Source organism: uncultured Desulfosarcina sp. (genome assembly GCF_963664155.2).
Classification (GTDB): Bacteria; Desulfobacterota; Desulfobacteria; order Desulfobacterales; family Desulfosarcinaceae; genus Desulfosarcina.
The window spans coordinates 959668-974482 of sequence record NZ_CAXXXH010000002.1; the positions used below are offsets into that span (position 1 = coordinate 959668).

At 36.8% G+C, this 14815-nt stretch carries 16 protein-coding genes; 2 read left to right on the plus strand and 14 right to left on the minus strand.

Annotated elements, in window-relative coordinates; all coding sequences use genetic code 11:
- Positions 1 to 8: 8 nt before the first annotated feature.
- The 12 genes from ACHZBS_RS28440 to ACHZBS_RS28495 all read right to left on the minus strand — a co-directional run bounded on the left by ACHZBS_RS28440 (position 9) and on the right by ACHZBS_RS28495 (position 11883).
- Positions 9 to 701: a class I SAM-dependent methyltransferase gene (locus tag ACHZBS_RS28440; protein ID WP_319409916.1), complete on the minus strand. Its 693-nt coding sequence runs from the start codon at positions 699 to 701 to the stop codon at positions 9 to 11.
- Between the two features lie 96 nt (positions 702 to 797).
- Complete coding sequence (locus tag ACHZBS_RS28445) at positions 798 to 1904, minus strand: hypothetical protein (protein ID WP_394708065.1); 1107 nt, start codon at positions 1902 to 1904, stop codon at positions 798 to 800.
- 102 nt (positions 1905 to 2006) lie between these two features.
- Positions 2007 to 3251: a hypothetical protein gene (locus tag ACHZBS_RS28450; RefSeq protein ID WP_319409918.1), complete on the minus strand. Its 1245-nt coding sequence runs from the start codon at positions 3249 to 3251 to the stop codon at positions 2007 to 2009.
- Entirely contained in the window at positions 3242 to 4105 is an 864-nt protein-coding gene (locus ACHZBS_RS28455) for a glycosyltransferase family 2 protein (RefSeq protein ID WP_319409919.1), read from the minus strand. The genes ACHZBS_RS28450 and ACHZBS_RS28455 overlap by 10 nt, the downstream gene beginning before the upstream one ends.
- Positions 4106 to 4133: 28 nt before the next feature.
- Positions 4134 to 4700 carry an acyltransferase gene (locus ACHZBS_RS28460; protein WP_319409920.1) on the minus strand — a complete coding sequence of 189 codons (567 nt, stop codon included), beginning with the start codon at positions 4698 to 4700 and terminating at the stop codon, positions 4134 to 4136.
- Positions 4701 to 4715: 15 nt separating this feature from the next.
- Positions 4716 to 5690 carry a hypothetical protein gene (locus ACHZBS_RS28465; protein ID WP_319409921.1) on the minus strand — a complete coding sequence of 325 codons (975 nt, stop codon included), beginning with the start codon at positions 5688 to 5690 and terminating at the stop codon, positions 4716 to 4718.
- 24 nt (positions 5691 to 5714) lie between these two features.
- On the minus strand, positions 5715 to 6464 hold the full coding sequence (locus ACHZBS_RS28470; RefSeq protein ID WP_319409922.1) for a class I SAM-dependent methyltransferase: 750 nt from the start codon (positions 6462 to 6464) through the stop codon (positions 5715 to 5717).
- A 15-nt stretch (positions 6465 to 6479) separates the two neighbouring features.
- Positions 6480 to 7247: a TylF/MycF/NovP-related O-methyltransferase gene (locus ACHZBS_RS28475; protein WP_319409923.1), complete on the minus strand. Its 768-nt coding sequence runs from the start codon at positions 7245 to 7247 to the stop codon at positions 6480 to 6482.
- A 25-nt stretch (positions 7248 to 7272) separates the two neighbouring features.
- Complete coding sequence (locus tag ACHZBS_RS28480; RefSeq protein WP_319409924.1) at positions 7273 to 9078, minus strand: ABC transporter ATP-binding protein; 1806 nt, start codon at positions 9076 to 9078, stop codon at positions 7273 to 7275.
- Positions 9079 to 9136: 58 nt separating this feature from the next.
- Complete coding sequence (locus ACHZBS_RS28485; protein ID WP_319409925.1) at positions 9137 to 10231, minus strand: DegT/DnrJ/EryC1/StrS family aminotransferase; 1095 nt, start codon at positions 10229 to 10231, stop codon at positions 9137 to 9139.
- A 3-nt stretch (positions 10232 to 10234) separates the two neighbouring features.
- Entirely contained in the window at positions 10235 to 10828 is a 594-nt protein-coding gene (locus tag ACHZBS_RS28490) for a DapH/DapD/GlmU-related protein (RefSeq protein WP_319409926.1), read from the minus strand.
- Positions 10825 to 11883 carry a Gfo/Idh/MocA family oxidoreductase gene (locus ACHZBS_RS28495; protein ID WP_319409927.1) on the minus strand — a complete coding sequence of 353 codons (1059 nt, stop codon included), beginning with the start codon at positions 11881 to 11883 and terminating at the stop codon, positions 10825 to 10827. Before ACHZBS_RS28495 ends, ACHZBS_RS28490 begins: the two co-directional genes overlap by 4 nt.
- 104 nt (positions 11884 to 11987) lie before the next feature.
- Between ACHZBS_RS28495 and ACHZBS_RS28500 the strand changes: the two genes are divergently transcribed.
- Positions 11988 to 12251: a hypothetical protein gene (locus tag ACHZBS_RS28500; protein ID WP_319409928.1), complete on the plus strand. Its 264-nt coding sequence runs from the start codon at positions 11988 to 11990 to the stop codon at positions 12249 to 12251.
- A gap of 145 nt (positions 12252 to 12396) precedes the next feature.
- On the opposite strand, the gene ACHZBS_RS28505 is transcribed toward ACHZBS_RS28500, so the two are convergent.
- Together ACHZBS_RS28505 and ACHZBS_RS28510 are read right to left on the minus strand one after the other, a co-directional pair.
- Complete coding sequence (locus ACHZBS_RS28505; RefSeq protein ID WP_319409929.1) at positions 12397 to 13437, minus strand: GDP-L-fucose synthase; 1041 nt, start codon at positions 13435 to 13437, stop codon at positions 12397 to 12399.
- On the minus strand, positions 13430 to 13621 hold the full coding sequence (locus ACHZBS_RS28510; protein WP_394708066.1) for a GDP-mannose 4,6-dehydratase: 192 nt from the start codon (positions 13619 to 13621) through the stop codon (positions 13430 to 13432). Before ACHZBS_RS28510 ends, ACHZBS_RS28505 begins: the two co-directional genes overlap by 8 nt.
- Before the next feature lie 55 nt (positions 13622 to 13676).
- Between ACHZBS_RS28510 and ACHZBS_RS28515 the strand changes: the two genes are divergently transcribed.
- A protein-coding gene (locus ACHZBS_RS28515; RefSeq protein ID WP_319405970.1) for an IS3 family transposase occupies positions 13677 to 14812 on the plus strand; the annotation gives its coding sequence in 2 pieces (ribosomal slippage) (positions 13677 to 13956 and positions 13956 to 14812; 1137 coding nt in all).
- Positions 14813 to 14815 lie beyond the last annotated feature (3 nt).

Consider the following 14815-nt stretch of genomic DNA (forward strand, 5'->3'; position numbering starts at 1 on the left):
TTGTAATGTTAATTACGAGTTTTAAGAAAGTATAGCCATTCGGAAGAGAGTCCTCTGGATACAGGCTTAACTTGAATTATATGATGGGTTTGTTTAATAATTCTTTCCGTTTCCTTTTTACTTTTTTGTAAGGATCTATAAAGATCACTTCCACCAAATAGAATCCGCCTGAAAAACCTTCTCATTCTGTGGTAGTTGTTCTCTAACGCAAAACTGACAATTAAAAAGTCTGAAATATTAGAGAACTCCCTTAATATTATTTCTTGCTTTAAGGTAGTCAGTCTCTGCATTAATCGAAGACATACAATGACATCAAATGTTTCATTTATTCTTTCTGAAGTAAATTCGAGGTCAACCTGGATAAATTTAACTGCTTTGTAGCCTATTATGTTATAAACTTCTTTAGCGATACTAATCATTGAATTTGAAATATCTGCACAAGTAATTTGCGAATTAATTTCGGTTAATTCATAAGCTAACTTTCCTGTTCCACATGGTGCATCAAGAATAGTTTTAGGATGAATATTTTTAAGCATTAAATTTACAATAAGTCGTTCTCTATACGATATGTACTTTGCAATATATATTGAATATAACGTTTCCTTTAACTTTCCCCTATACTTACCTATAGACGTCATATAATATTTCTTAGCTGACGAATCTGATTGATATTGCTCTTTAGTTTTATCGTTCAAATCCATTTTGATTTATTTTCCAGGACTATTACATCATTAAAATTAGACAATCAGTATTTTAATGTTTTGAACAGAGTATTATTAAATGTTTTTTTAAAGCCTTCATCGTAATATTCCTCCAGCCAAATTTATAAGTGTGGATTCAAAACTATTCCATGTATATAATGAGCATATTTCTTTGGCTTTGGATTCATATATTTGATGAGTGAGTACGAATTTACTTATTCCTTTTATTAGGCTTTTAAGATTGCGACCATCGGTTTCAAAAACGATACCAGCGCCTGTTTTATTTATAAAATCTTTTAAAGGAGGATTATTACCAACTAAAACGGGTTTTCCTCTTCCAATTGCCTGATATAGCCTATTTGGAGAACAATATAATGTGTTTGGCTTGTCGGTGCTGTAGAGTATTACGCTACCTAAACAATTGTCTAAATATTGGTAAATATCCTTTTGTTGAATTTGACCGGTATACCAGATTAATTCATTATCAATCTGCTTGTTTGTATCACCAATAATAATCAATGGAATTCCAAAAGCTATACAGGCATTGACTATTTCATCGTGATAGCGATCCTTTCTTCCCCCTCCCTGCGCAAGTAAATAGCTCCTTCCAGAAAGCCAACTTGTGACTCTATCAGGTAAATTTTGTTTAGGTTCAACAACAATTTCATCCCTTAGATAATTTTCAATTATTCGTATATCTTTAATTAAAGGATTTAAAAGTTGATTCAAATAGTCTTTTCTGAATTGATTGGTGGTAATCAGTTCATCAACATGTTTGCAACACAGTCTAAATAAATATTTTCCCAATAGTCTTTTGATATAGATCGGTAACTCATGAAGGTCCCATATTAATCGTTTTATATAACCAGTTTTACGCAATAAAATCAACGGCAATATGACAACAATCATATCAGGATCATGTACCCATACTTTCTTCGGTCTAAAAAGAAGTACATCAAACGTCATCCTTAAAAAAATTTCAATGGCCTTTATTTTTAATCCTTTTCGAATTGAAAACATTCTTCTTGATAAAGGCAAATGCCGCTTGATCGTTGTCTTGCTTTCTATACCTTTAATATTATTATTTTCGTATTTTGATTTTTCAACACATGAAACACCAATTTTAAAATTGTGCCTGGTGAGTGTATTAATTTCTTTTTGAAGACGATCATCGTAAGCTAATCCCCTGGTTTTTATGATCATTAAAATATCTAAATTTTTCATTTCAGTCAATAATAACTATAAAAAAGCTTAACATCTGTTTTTGTGAATCTGCCCATAAATAATATAAGATTTGGGCTATAATCAGATATTAGATATCATTTGATTCAATTCTAAAGTGATATTCGGAATAGAAAAAGATTCAAAATTCTTTTTACCGATATCATACTGTAATTTTTCTATTTTTAGTAATTCTAATAAGGCATTACGAATTGATTCTGAGTTGAAAGAAGCTGTTGGCATATTATTTTTTTTACAAAATTTTTGAAGTTCACCAGGTGGACATATAGCGAAAAAAGGTTTCGATTGTCCGATATAATCAAAAATTTTTGTTCCGTATCCGGTTTCTTTGTCAAAGATTATAAGCCCAGCTGTTGCTCCAGAAATTTTCTCTAAAATAGATTCCGTTTTTAAAAAGTTATGAAATCGGCAAAATTTTTCTATAATTCTTCTAAAATCATTAATTTCCTCAAAATTTAATTTGGTGCCGTAGAAATTGATCATAAATTTCTTTTCTATTAACTCTTCTTCCATTTCTCTCATTGCCAAAAAAAGTTTCTTCAATCCTTCTATTGCATGCCATCGAATCGTTCCTGCATGGATTAAAGTGAAAGTTTTTGATAATTTCAAATTATTAAAAATTTTATAGTCTTCTGGATCATATCCATTTGTAATAATCTTAAACTTTTTCTCAGTTTTTTTATTATTGCTCTTCATACGATTTGATTGATCTTCAGAAATATTTAATACAAGATCAGCATGCTGGATTGCTATCTTCTCAGCTATTACTGATCTTTCCTTGCATTTAAGAGATTTACTAAATCTTTCAATAGAGTAATTTACTTCATCGTTCCACGTATCTCTAAAATCTTGGATAAGCTTCAAATTTGGAAGATCGCTTTTTAAAATAGAGGCCCAATAGTTTAATGAACAAGGATGTCCAGATACAATGAGAGCTTCAATTTTTAATTCTTTGATTAATTTTTTTATTTTAGGAGCAGTGTACATGGCCCAAGCTTCTGCATGGTCAAAAAATCCTTTAATATTTTCAAAAAAAATATGGCTTGTTTTAGCCACTAAGCGTTCATAATATTTTGAATATTGACTTAGAAATAAATTATAATATTTTAATTTGCTACCAATTTTAATTACATTCAAAGAATTGGAACCTGTGGATAAATCTTCAGATTTAAATTTACCTTTTTCAGGTGGTGCAACTATCCAAATTTTATGTCCTAGTAAACTAAGATATCTGGCAAATTTTCGCCATCTGCGGCTGCCAACGCCTGATGATGGTTCATACTTATGCACCCATATAATTATTCGCATTTTGAGCTTTGCTTTGATTTTATTCTAGATGGCAGTGGAAAATATTTTTTTTCATCATAAGGCTTAATTTTTGGAAAAACTTCATCCTCAATATATTTTTTTGCAGCCGATTTAATGGACAATCCAGGATATTCATTTGGTAAAAAAATATTTTTAATGTAATCAGCCAATTCTGGATAATTTTTGAAATCACCTAATTGACGCCAGTCCGTACGAGCTTTTCTAAAAAGTAACGCTTCCGAATCACGAATTGTAACTTCAAACCAATAGGGTTTATTAATACGAATCTTTCGGTACCACTTTATCCAAGGAACGCCCTCCCATCGTCCTAGTCTTCTAAAACAAAGAAATGGATTTTGTGAGTATATTCGTGCTTCTTTTTTTCCAGTATATACAGATGGTATGTATTTTAATTGAGCTATATCATCTTTTTCAATCTCATACATTTTGTCCCATCCCAACGAAAGAGATACTTTTGAGATAAATATCGCAGTTGGCCAAATGGGTTTAAGTCGCAAAATATAGTCTCTCAAATATTGAATTGAATTTTTACCATCGCAGTTTTCATATGCTATATAATCAGCATCACAACGCATTACCCAACAATAGTTAGCATGGTTAAGTCCAACTTGTCTGTTTTGATAAAGATCTTTGGCATGCGGAGCGTCAATATATGTTACCTTTGAATTATATTCTATTGAAAGTTTTTTAGCCAAATTTGAAGTTTCTATTGTTGCCCTATTCGTTACAATTATTAATTCATCACCAAACAATAAAAAACTTTCAACACAATCGCGCAAGGTTTTGTGGTCATCTTGACAAGAAATTATTACCGTAATGCCATTCTTTTTCATAGATTTTAATTTTAGATCAGAATGTTTATCAAGGATTTAAAGGATGACCACCTACTCGTGCAAACATTTTATTATCGTTCAACTGATTATAATGTTGAGTATTTCTATATTTAATAATTTCCCAATGATTTGAACCTATCATGGCAAATTTAGGAACTGATCCATAAACTATGGTTCCCATTCCAATTATAGCGCCTTCTCCAATCTTTGTTCCAGGACAAATTGTAACGTTCATTCCAATCCAAACATTTTTTTCGATTGCTACGGGTCTAAAAATATTATTTCTGTCAAAAGGCAGTAATGTTCCTTCATAATCATGATTTACTGTATACAATAATAAATTTCTTGAAATTATGGTATTATCACCTATAGTAAGACCGCCCTCACCACGAATAAAAGAGCCCGTACCTATGTGGACATTATTTCCAATATTTACTTTAGCCATTCCAGAAAGTACTACATTTCTTCCAAACAATCCGCCGGATCCAATATTTCCACCTGCTGAAATAATTTTTTCTCTAATAAATTTGTTATGATTATTTAACTCCCAAGTTTGAAAAAACCTTTTGCAGAAATAAAATATTTTATATACCATTTTTCGACAACACAATTATTGGGTTAATGGATAACCATATTTCTTCAAATCAAATGGAATCTTCGCTTTTAAATTTAAATTAGAACAAGCAAAAATACCTGATATTTTAGATTTTGATTTTTCACTCAATCTACAATTTACGTCCAAATTAAGGGATGATAAGATAAAAACAAAAAATTTATTGATCCCATTTCTAGAAAGGCCGGTTCTTTTAAAAGGAGAGAAAACAGGAAGCTTGAAAACTTTTTCGATAGTCGTACCAAACCGATAATCATTTAATCTTTTTCCAGAAACATTCTGTTTTTTCCCCATTGTATTATAAACAATAGAATCATCCATCTTAAATAATGCAGCAATTTCTTTAATAAAATATTGTGGATTAGTAGACAAAGCTTCTAAAGGCAATACAGTGACGCAATTACTGTTAAAGCTTGAATTTATTTTAGATACTACTGTATCATAATTTAATGCACTAATGATATTGTTATCACCTCTATTGTAAGACTTTATTAAATCATCAATCCATTGATCAATGTTTCCTTCATATTTTAACCTATTAGATATTTCATAGTTATATTTAGGATAAATAATTGCATTTACCCTAGATCTCATACTGTGATTATAAAAAGATTCTAAAAATGTGATCTGGTTTCTCGTAATAAGCAGAAACTTAATATCAGTATCAATTTTAGTCAAATTAGTAATTAAATTTTCAAGAAATTGAATAGATGAAGAAATTACTTCGTCTGTCAAAACGACCACATTATTTGATTTTAGATATTGATCTTTAAGTATTTTTATTGCTTGGTCAGCATAATTTCCAGGTTTTGAGATTAATCCTCTCCACCACATGTGCTCTAAACCTTTGAGTTTAATATCTTTATTATGTCGACCAATACTTACTGGGGAAGAAGGTTCTTTTAAAAGACTTCGTTGAATAGTCGTACTTGCTGCTTTTCCCATCCCAATATGTAATATTAGTTCAGCCATATAGATTTTATGATAAAGTGTTTTTTAACTGACAAACAACTGAACTTTTTCTCTAATCGATTGGATAAGAAGCTTAAAAGATTGTTTAGTACCAAATTTTTTATTGATTTGTTTTATCCATTTGTCGGGATGTATTAGGTCTAGTTTTCCTAAATCATCTATTTCTTGTATAGATAACAAGTCATCATTTTTATTTCTGGGTTTAACGTAGAATAAAATATTCTGTTTGTACCAATAGGGAATTTCTGTATTTGACCATATAGAGGAGCGTATAAAATCATAAATCTTGAATCCATTTTCCTTAAATTTTCTTGCCCAAAAACTTTGCCATTGTTCGTTACAATGCCCTTTCCCTGCTTGTCCAGGAATAGCAGCCGAAAATAAAATAAAATCAGATTTAGTACAGACCCAATTTAGAATATTTTCTCCAATTCTTAACGGTAAATGTTCGGCATTTTCAAGCCAAATTGTAAAAGAAAAATTTTCATCTAAGTTTGGAGGTCCATTGCGCAAATCACATTTTAAAAATGCGGAAGGATCAATTTCCAAAAGAGTCTCATCGACCCACGGTCCATCTACACCGATAACCTTTTTTGCTCCTAATTTAAGAGCCTGAGCAGCCCAAGTTCCAGTTCCACATCCTAAATCAAGTACGATAGAAGATTTAAAAAAAATCTTCAGCATTCCAAGAACCTGTTCTGCTGAAATTTGTGTCTTTTCATTCCTATATGAATAATAATCTTTATCATAAACATGAGGCATAAAATTACCCATTACAAATTTTTATTGTTAATATACTACTGCTATCCGTCCAAGTTTTCCTCCCATTCTGTGAAGGAAAAGAGATTTTTGGCAATTATTAAAGAATTCATCAACAGCTTTTCTCGATCCTTTCCACGAATCGTAATCATCAATTATTAGAATTCCTCCATTTGGAATACGAGAATAAAGATGTTCTAATTCATGTTTCGTGGATTCATACCAATCTGTATCCAAACGCAATAAAGAAATCTTTTCCGGCGCTTTTTCTGGTATTGTTTCTTCAACCTTGCCAGCTATCAAGTGTATATTATTTCCTGGATATCCAGTATTTTTCATATTTGAAGACACTTCTGTCGTTGATGAATAGCACCAGTTTGAGCTTTTATCATCTATACTGTATTTATCAAATCTTTCTATTGCTTTAGTTCCGGATAGCAGGGATACATCATGCTCAGTTGGCTGGGTCATTCCTGAGAAAGTATCGTATAAGTATAATTGCCTTTCAGTATCGCCTTCATCAATTAAAGTCATCGCTGTTGCCATCATACTTCCACCCTTCCAAACACCACATTCTACAAAAGCACCAGGAATTTTATTATTGACAATATAACGAACAGCTTCGCAAAGTTCCGCGATTTTAAAATACTGAGTCATTGTAAACGGTTTTACCGTATTAATTATATCTATTATTTTTGCGTCATATTTTTTTAGATCCTGATTTTTTTTCCTTATTTCATATCCCGAAATGGCTAAAAATTTTTGGAAAAATATGCCTAATTTATTTGAAAATTGCATAGTCAAGGTTCCAATTCATACTAACTCACATGTTTGATGAGGCTAAGGTACTGAAATATTCATTTTGAAGTAACAGCTGATTGTAAGTTCCTTTTCCTACTATATTTCCATTTTCTATCATGAACAATTGATCGCATTTTTGTACGGTTGTTAAACGGTGAGCAATAATAATAATAGTTTTACGGCTTCCTAAATTATGGACTGCATCCATGACATCTTTCTCAGTTATATTGTCTAATGCACTGGTTGCTTCATCTAAAACAAGTACACCTGGATCATGGTATAAAGCTCGTGCAATACCGATCCTTTGACGCTGTCCTCCTGATAGGCGTACTCCGCGTTCGCCAATTTCGGTATTATAGCCATTCGGCAACTCGGTAGTGATATAATCGTGTAAACCAGCAGTTTTTGCAGCTATCTCAACTGCCAATTTATCTATTTTTTTTTCATCTATTCCAAAAGCAATATTCCCTGAGATCGTATCGTCGATTAAGAAAATATTCTGAGGAACATAACCAATGTTTTGTTGCCAACTTCGGACATTTTTTTCATTAATTATCCTACCATCAACTGATAAACTACCTTCTTGAGGAGATAGTAACCCTAGGATGAGATCAACAGCAGTTGTTTTTCCAGAGCCGGAACTGCCTACAAAGGCTATTGTTTTGTTAGCGGGAATAGTCAAATTAAAATTTTTGAGGGCAAGTTTTTCCGATTGTGGGTAACGGAATTGAACGTTTTTGAGTTCAATATTATTTTTCAACTGAATTGATTCTTTTTTATTAAAATTAATTCTATTTTGGTTGTTTTTTGAATCGTTGAACATGTCATTATGCAAGCTATCAAGAGCAACTTTTCCAAATCTAATTTTAGCCAGTGCTTGATACACTTTTTGCAAAGCTGGGATGAGTCGTGCCCCAGCAAAAGTATAAAGTGCAATTAGCGGAAGAACGGATTCCATTTTTCCTTTCTCTGTCGCAAGCAAAGCCAGTAAGAGAATCAACATCCCCCCGAACACTATAGCTTCAAGCAAAAAACGAGGTAACTCGCCTATTATTAAATTTTTTGTCTGTGCCTTCGAAAAACGCAATGCTGGTTTTCTAAATGCGTTGAGATAACCATTTTCAATTCCCAATATTTTTACATCCTTGATGCCACCTAACGCCTCATGTGCAACTCTAAATCGCTCTTGATTAGAATCGAAGCGTTCTATTCCTATTCGATTAAGTATATTCCGCACATACAGATAAATAAATATATATGATCCTCCAATGAGGATTAATGAAATAGATGCAATTTTAGGATTTACGGCAATTATCAAGAAAATAAGAAAAATACCAACGACACCATTAGCTATAAGCTGTACTCCAGGAATTAGAACACTGTTAACGACCTGTAAGACTTCAGTAATAATCGACTTCCCTAAATCAGCACTGTGACGATCTATAAACCAACTATATTGTCTGTTAAGATATTTACGTAAAAGCCTGCAACTAATGCTATAATTACGCATTTGCGTATAACGCACCATAGCCCAATGTGTTACGGCTTTAAAAGAGATACTCCCAATAACCACTAAGAAAACACAAGAACCGATAAATAATAAAAACGAATCTGTGCTTTCGAAATCCAATAAATGGTATATTCGTGATAGATATTTGTTTGAATGAATTATCTCAGGATTAGAGGCGACAGAAATGAACGGCATGATTGACGCTACGCCCAATACCTCCAACAAGCCCATTATTAAAATCAAGCAGAGAAGTAGCAAAGCGTTACGCCGTTCTCGTGTGTCCAACAAATCTCGTATTTTACGATATGTATCAATCATCTATTGGATTGAATCCAAATTTATTATTATATTTTGATATGTAATAGACAAGATTTTTTTAGGCAAGTATTTCTAAGAGCTCAGCAATTCTTTCAGTATCTTTAGCAGATATATGCTCTCCAATGGGTAGGCTTAACAGCTCTTTAGCTACTTTTCTAGAAAATTCGCAATTTTCAGCAGTTGAGATGTTTCGATATGCGGGAAGATCAGGCAATGCGATCGGATAGTGGATGCCACATTGAATACCACTCTCTTTTAATTTTGATAATAAAACATCACGCTTTGGATGCCGAATGACGAATAGATGGTAAACATGTTTTGCCCACCTTTGCCTTACAGGCAGAGTAATTGTGCCCACCTTTGATAGTTGATCCAAGTATATATCGGCGATGTTAATTCTATGAGCGGTCCATTCGTCAAGATATTTGAGCTTCACGTCGAGTATAGCGGCTTGAAGACCATCCAAACGGGAATTCCTGCCTTCGAACTCATGATTATATTTTTCAATTCTACCATGGTTAGCAATCATTCTGGCCTTGTTTGCTAAAAATTTGTTGTTTGTAACAATTGCGCCTCCATCGCCATATGCTCCAAGGTTTTTCCCTGGATAAAAGCTAAAGCAACCAATATCACCTATCCCACCAACTTTTTTTCCTTTGTATTCCGCCCCATGCGCTTGAGCGCAATCTTCAATAACTTTTAAATTGTTATGACCAGCGAATTGAAGAATCTCTTCCATGTTACATGGGTGGCCATAAAGATGGACAGCCATTATTGCTGATGTTTTTACGCTAGTTTTCCGACGCACATCATCCATACAAATAGTGTAGTCATCTGGCCTGATGTCGCAGAAAACAACAGTATAACCGCTTCTTGATACCGCCTCTGCACTAGCGATGAAGCTGTTTGCAGGAACGATAATTTCACTTTCTTTTGGTAATTCAAGCGCTTCAATGGATATTTCGAGGGCATCTGTACCATTACCGACCCCAATACAATACGAAACTTCTTGATATTCTGAGAAGTTGCTCTCGAACTGATGGAGATATTTCCCACCGATAAAAGCACTATCCTTGATGACCCCCATGATAGCACTGTCAATGTCTTGTTTAATTGACTGGTATTGTTTATAAAGATCTAAAAATTTAATCATTTTTTAATATGGTATTTCGCGTAATAATATAGCTGGATTTCCAGCAACAATTATATTTTCAGGAACATCTTTGGTGACAACGCTTCCCGCTCCCACTAAACAATTAGCTCCTAAACAAACTCCTGGTAAAAGGGTTGAATTTGCACCTACCTTTGCGTTGGTACATATACGAACGCCTCTGAGTTCTTTCTTGATATTGGGGTGTTTAGGGAATCGTGCATTAGTTAAAACCACATTTGGACCTAACCAACAGGCATCTTCCAATATAGAAAACTCCGGAACAAAAACTTGAGAATGTATTCGAACATTATTTGAAACTTCAACATGGTGTTCTATTACTGATAGAGTGCCGATACCGACGTTATCACCTATTATATTCAATTCACGAATATTTGCTTTATTACCAGTCTGGAAATTATTACCTATTTTGTTTCCTGCATAGATGACCGTACCTGACCTAATGAGTGCATTATTTCCAATAACAGTTTTTTCTCCACGATATCCTTGAAAAGGGCTTCCGATTATACAGTAATCCTCAATTATAATATTTTCCCCAAATTCTACATTCGGATGAATAATAGCAGTTTCAGCAATCATCTCTTCCCTAGTTTGCATTTCTTGGGTTGAAATCGCAAAAACACCTCTCGCCCCGTTTCGATAGATTCATATATAGCACTTATCAACTCGATACTTTTTCTCCCCTCCAGTCCGTCAACAAGGTGTTGACTATCACTTTTCAAACAATCAACCACATGTTCATAGTAAGCATGGTGGCCAAAACCATAGACGTTTGGAGGGTTGACGGAATATTTTTCAAGCACTTCAGAATCACCATCTATCGTATGAACAAAGTTCCATGTTTGCATCTGGTTTACCGCAAAGCCTCCAATAACAACCGTACCTTTTTCTCCTAAGATTGAAATAGAGCCTTCAAGATCTTTAGGGCGTATGGCTGTGGTAGCCTCAACAATGCCCAGTGCGCCATTTCTAAATTTAAGAGTAACTACAGCGGTATCTTCAGTTTCGATATCCACCAGTGCTGTTGTTGACTTAGCAAAAACACTCTCCACTTCCCCCATCATCCACTCCAACATATCAATATGATGGCTGGCCTGATTTGTTAAAACACCTCCGTCCATTGCCCATGTTCCACGCCAGGCGTCCTGATCGTAGTAGGATTGGTCACGCGACCAACGAACTCTGACGGTTCCCAAAACAAGCTTACCGAAACGCCCGGCCTCAATCGCTTCACGAAGTTTTATTACCGGCAAATTAAAACGATTCTGCTTGATGACAAAAAGTTTACAACGATTTTTATCACATGCATGGATCATTTTGTCAGCATCATCCAGGGTGAGCGCCATAGGTTTCTCTACCATGATATGTTTTTCGTACTTGGAAAGATTCACCACATTTTCAGCATGGAGGCCGCTGGGTGTAAGAACAACTGCGATATCAACCGGCACCTCCTGCATCATTTTATCCATATCATTGTAAACAGGCACTGAGAATTTTTCTCCTATTTCCTGGGCCTTTTCATAAATCGTATCGCAGACCGCTGTCAATTTGGCACCTGCAATTTGATTGTAACCTAGTAACTCTGAGTGCCGTTTTGCAATTCGTCCGCAACCTACAAGCCCAAATTTCAACATATCTTTTCCTTTTATTTAAACCTGTTAAAGTTTGATTATCCAAAAATAGCCAATGTTTGATAGGGGACACCCTATTCCAGCAATCATTGTTGAACGGTTTTTAAATGAATCCATTTGGGTATGTCCAAATTCTGTTCATCCGTTTCAACCAACAGCAGGCCATTGGCATTGCCGATAAATTGTTTGCCGGCAACCAATCCTTTGAGTTCCTGTCCGAGGTTGTTACTGTTCAGGTGTTGGGTTTCCTAGACGAATTTGGTCGGGCAACCCGACTCAAAAACAGCGCAATCACATTCACAGCCGTTGCGGGCAAAATAGCCGGGATTCTGGCAGGGTGCATTCATGGAAGTCTGCAATTATTCGCCTGATTGTCGCCTTCATTGCTATCATTACCTTATTTTCCGATAATGAAGGAAAATGCATACCGATTATTTGCCTCATGAAATGATAATAAGTGGTTTCCACCTATATTTTTCAGCATGCAAAAGACGTCCAGGACCTAAAAAAACTGCCTCATTTTTTTTGTTTTTTCTTAAGATACCATGCGCAGGCTTTCTCAATCCCGGTTTTCAAGCCAATCGTCGATTGCCAACCCAGGTGGCGCAACTTGGAAACATCAAGCAATTTTCGTGGTGTACCATCCGGTTTGGAGGGGTCAAAAACGATCTTGCCTTCAAAACCTAAGACTTTCTGGATGTGCTGGGCCAATTCCATGATCGTAAAGTCAATGCCGGTACCCACATTGACGAAACAGGGAGCCGGGTAGCTGAAAAACATATCGTTGGTTATTTCTTCTTCAAGATTCATGATGAAAACACAGGCATCGGCCATGTCATCCACATATAGAAATTCCCTTTTGGGTGTCCCGGTCCCCCAAATCACGACTTCTTTTTTCCCTTCCATTTTTGCTTCGTGAAACTTGCGAATTAATGCCGGCAGGACGTGGGCGTTATCAAGATCGAAATTATCATTGGGGCCATACAGGTTCGTAGGCATCACGGCCATAAAGCGGGTACCGTATTGCCGGTTGTAGGCTTCGCACATCTTTATTCCGGCGATTTTGGCAATGGCATAGGGCTCGTTGGTGGGTTCCAGAAGGCCGGTGAGCAGATGTTCTTCCTTCATCGGTTGCGGTGCCAATTTCGGATAAATACAAGAAGAGCCCAGAAAGAGCAGACGATCCACGCCGTTCTGATAGGCTGCATGGATAGTGTTGGATTGTATGGCAAGGTTGTTATGGATAAACTGGGCTGGATATGTGTTGTTCGCATGGATGCCGCCGACTCTCGCCGCTGCGAGAAAAACGTATTCAGGTTTTTTGTCACTGAAGAAAGAATTAACAGCCGCTTGAACAGTCAAATCCACTCTTTCCAGCTTTAATTCTTTGGGCATGTCTGCTGGGCTATCATCTTGCGTGAAAATGGTGCTATCAGGCATGTGAGCATTATAGGTACCTATAATGTTATTATATCCCAAAGAGAGAAGTTTACGGATGATGGCACTACCCACCATACCCGATGCCCCGACAACAAGAATCTTACTGTTTTTATTCATTGTGTTGAATTACCTGGAACCCTGCCCGATGGAGCAGTTCATCCCGTTTGGCCTCCTCCAGATCAACCCGAACCATTTCCTGAACGAGAGCTTCAAAAGTAATTTCTGGTTCCCATCCAAGTTTTTCTTTAGCCTTTGTCGGATCGCCAAGCAGCGTTTCGACTTCAGTGGCGGTGGACCCCAAAAACTGGACAATGTGCTAAGCTATGAGTCAGACCAAAAATGAGGAGGATCTGACGATGGGTAACAAGCGCAAATCACACAGTCCACAGTTCAAAGCCAAGGTCGCTCTGGCTGCCATTCAGAACGAAGAAACCGCAGCACAGTTGGCCAGTCGATTTGGTGTTCACCCCACCATGATTTCCACCTGGAAGCGGCAGATGCTCGACGGTGCAGCCGATATCTTCGATAAAAGCCACCGATCCAGAAAACAGGCCGATGCCCAAACCGCCGAACTGTACCGCCAGATCGGTCAACTCAAGGTGGAAAACGATTTTTTAGCACGCAAGCTCAGCAGCTGAATCGCAAACAGCGTAAATCCATGATCGATCCGTTGGATCGGCAGCTGAGCGTTTCCCGGCAGTGTGAACTAATCGATCTTAGCCGGTCATCCTATTACTACCAACCCATACCCATAAGCCAAGAAGAGCTGGAACTGATGCGCAAGATCGACGAACTGTATCTTACCAATCCATCCTCGGGCAGCCGAACGATCAGCCGCCAGCTGGATCGTCAGGGCATAACAGCCAATCGCAAACGGGTTCAGCGGCTGATGCGATTAATGGGTATCGAGGCGGTGTATCCCAAACCGCGGACCAGCCGCCCCCATCCCCAGCATAAGGTATATCCTTATCTGCTAAGGGGTATGACCATCAGTCGCACCAATCAGGTTTGGGCCAGCGACATCACTTTCATCCCCATGGCCAGTGGGTACATGTATCTGGTGGCGATCATGGACTGGCACAGCCGCAAGGTGCTCGCCTGGCGGATATCCAACACCCTGGACAGCGCCTTTTGTATCGATGCCCTTAAAGAGGCGTTGAGCCGCTATGAGCCACCGGAAATCTTCAATACCGACCAAGGGGCTCAATTTACCAGCAACGCGTTCACCAAGGTTCTCATCGATAACAAGGTCGCCATCAGTATGGATGGTCGGGGTCGTTGCCAGGACAATATATTCGTCGAGCGGCTGTGGTGGACCCTCAAACACCAATACATTTACTTGCACGCATTCGACACCGGTAAGGCGCTGCGGCAGGGTCTGGGCCGGTGGCTCGATTATTACAATCACGAACGGGGCCATTCGGCCCTTGACGACAGAACCCCGGATGAGGTTTATTACGGTCTGCCCCATCCTTTCGCCGAGGCTGCCTGATGC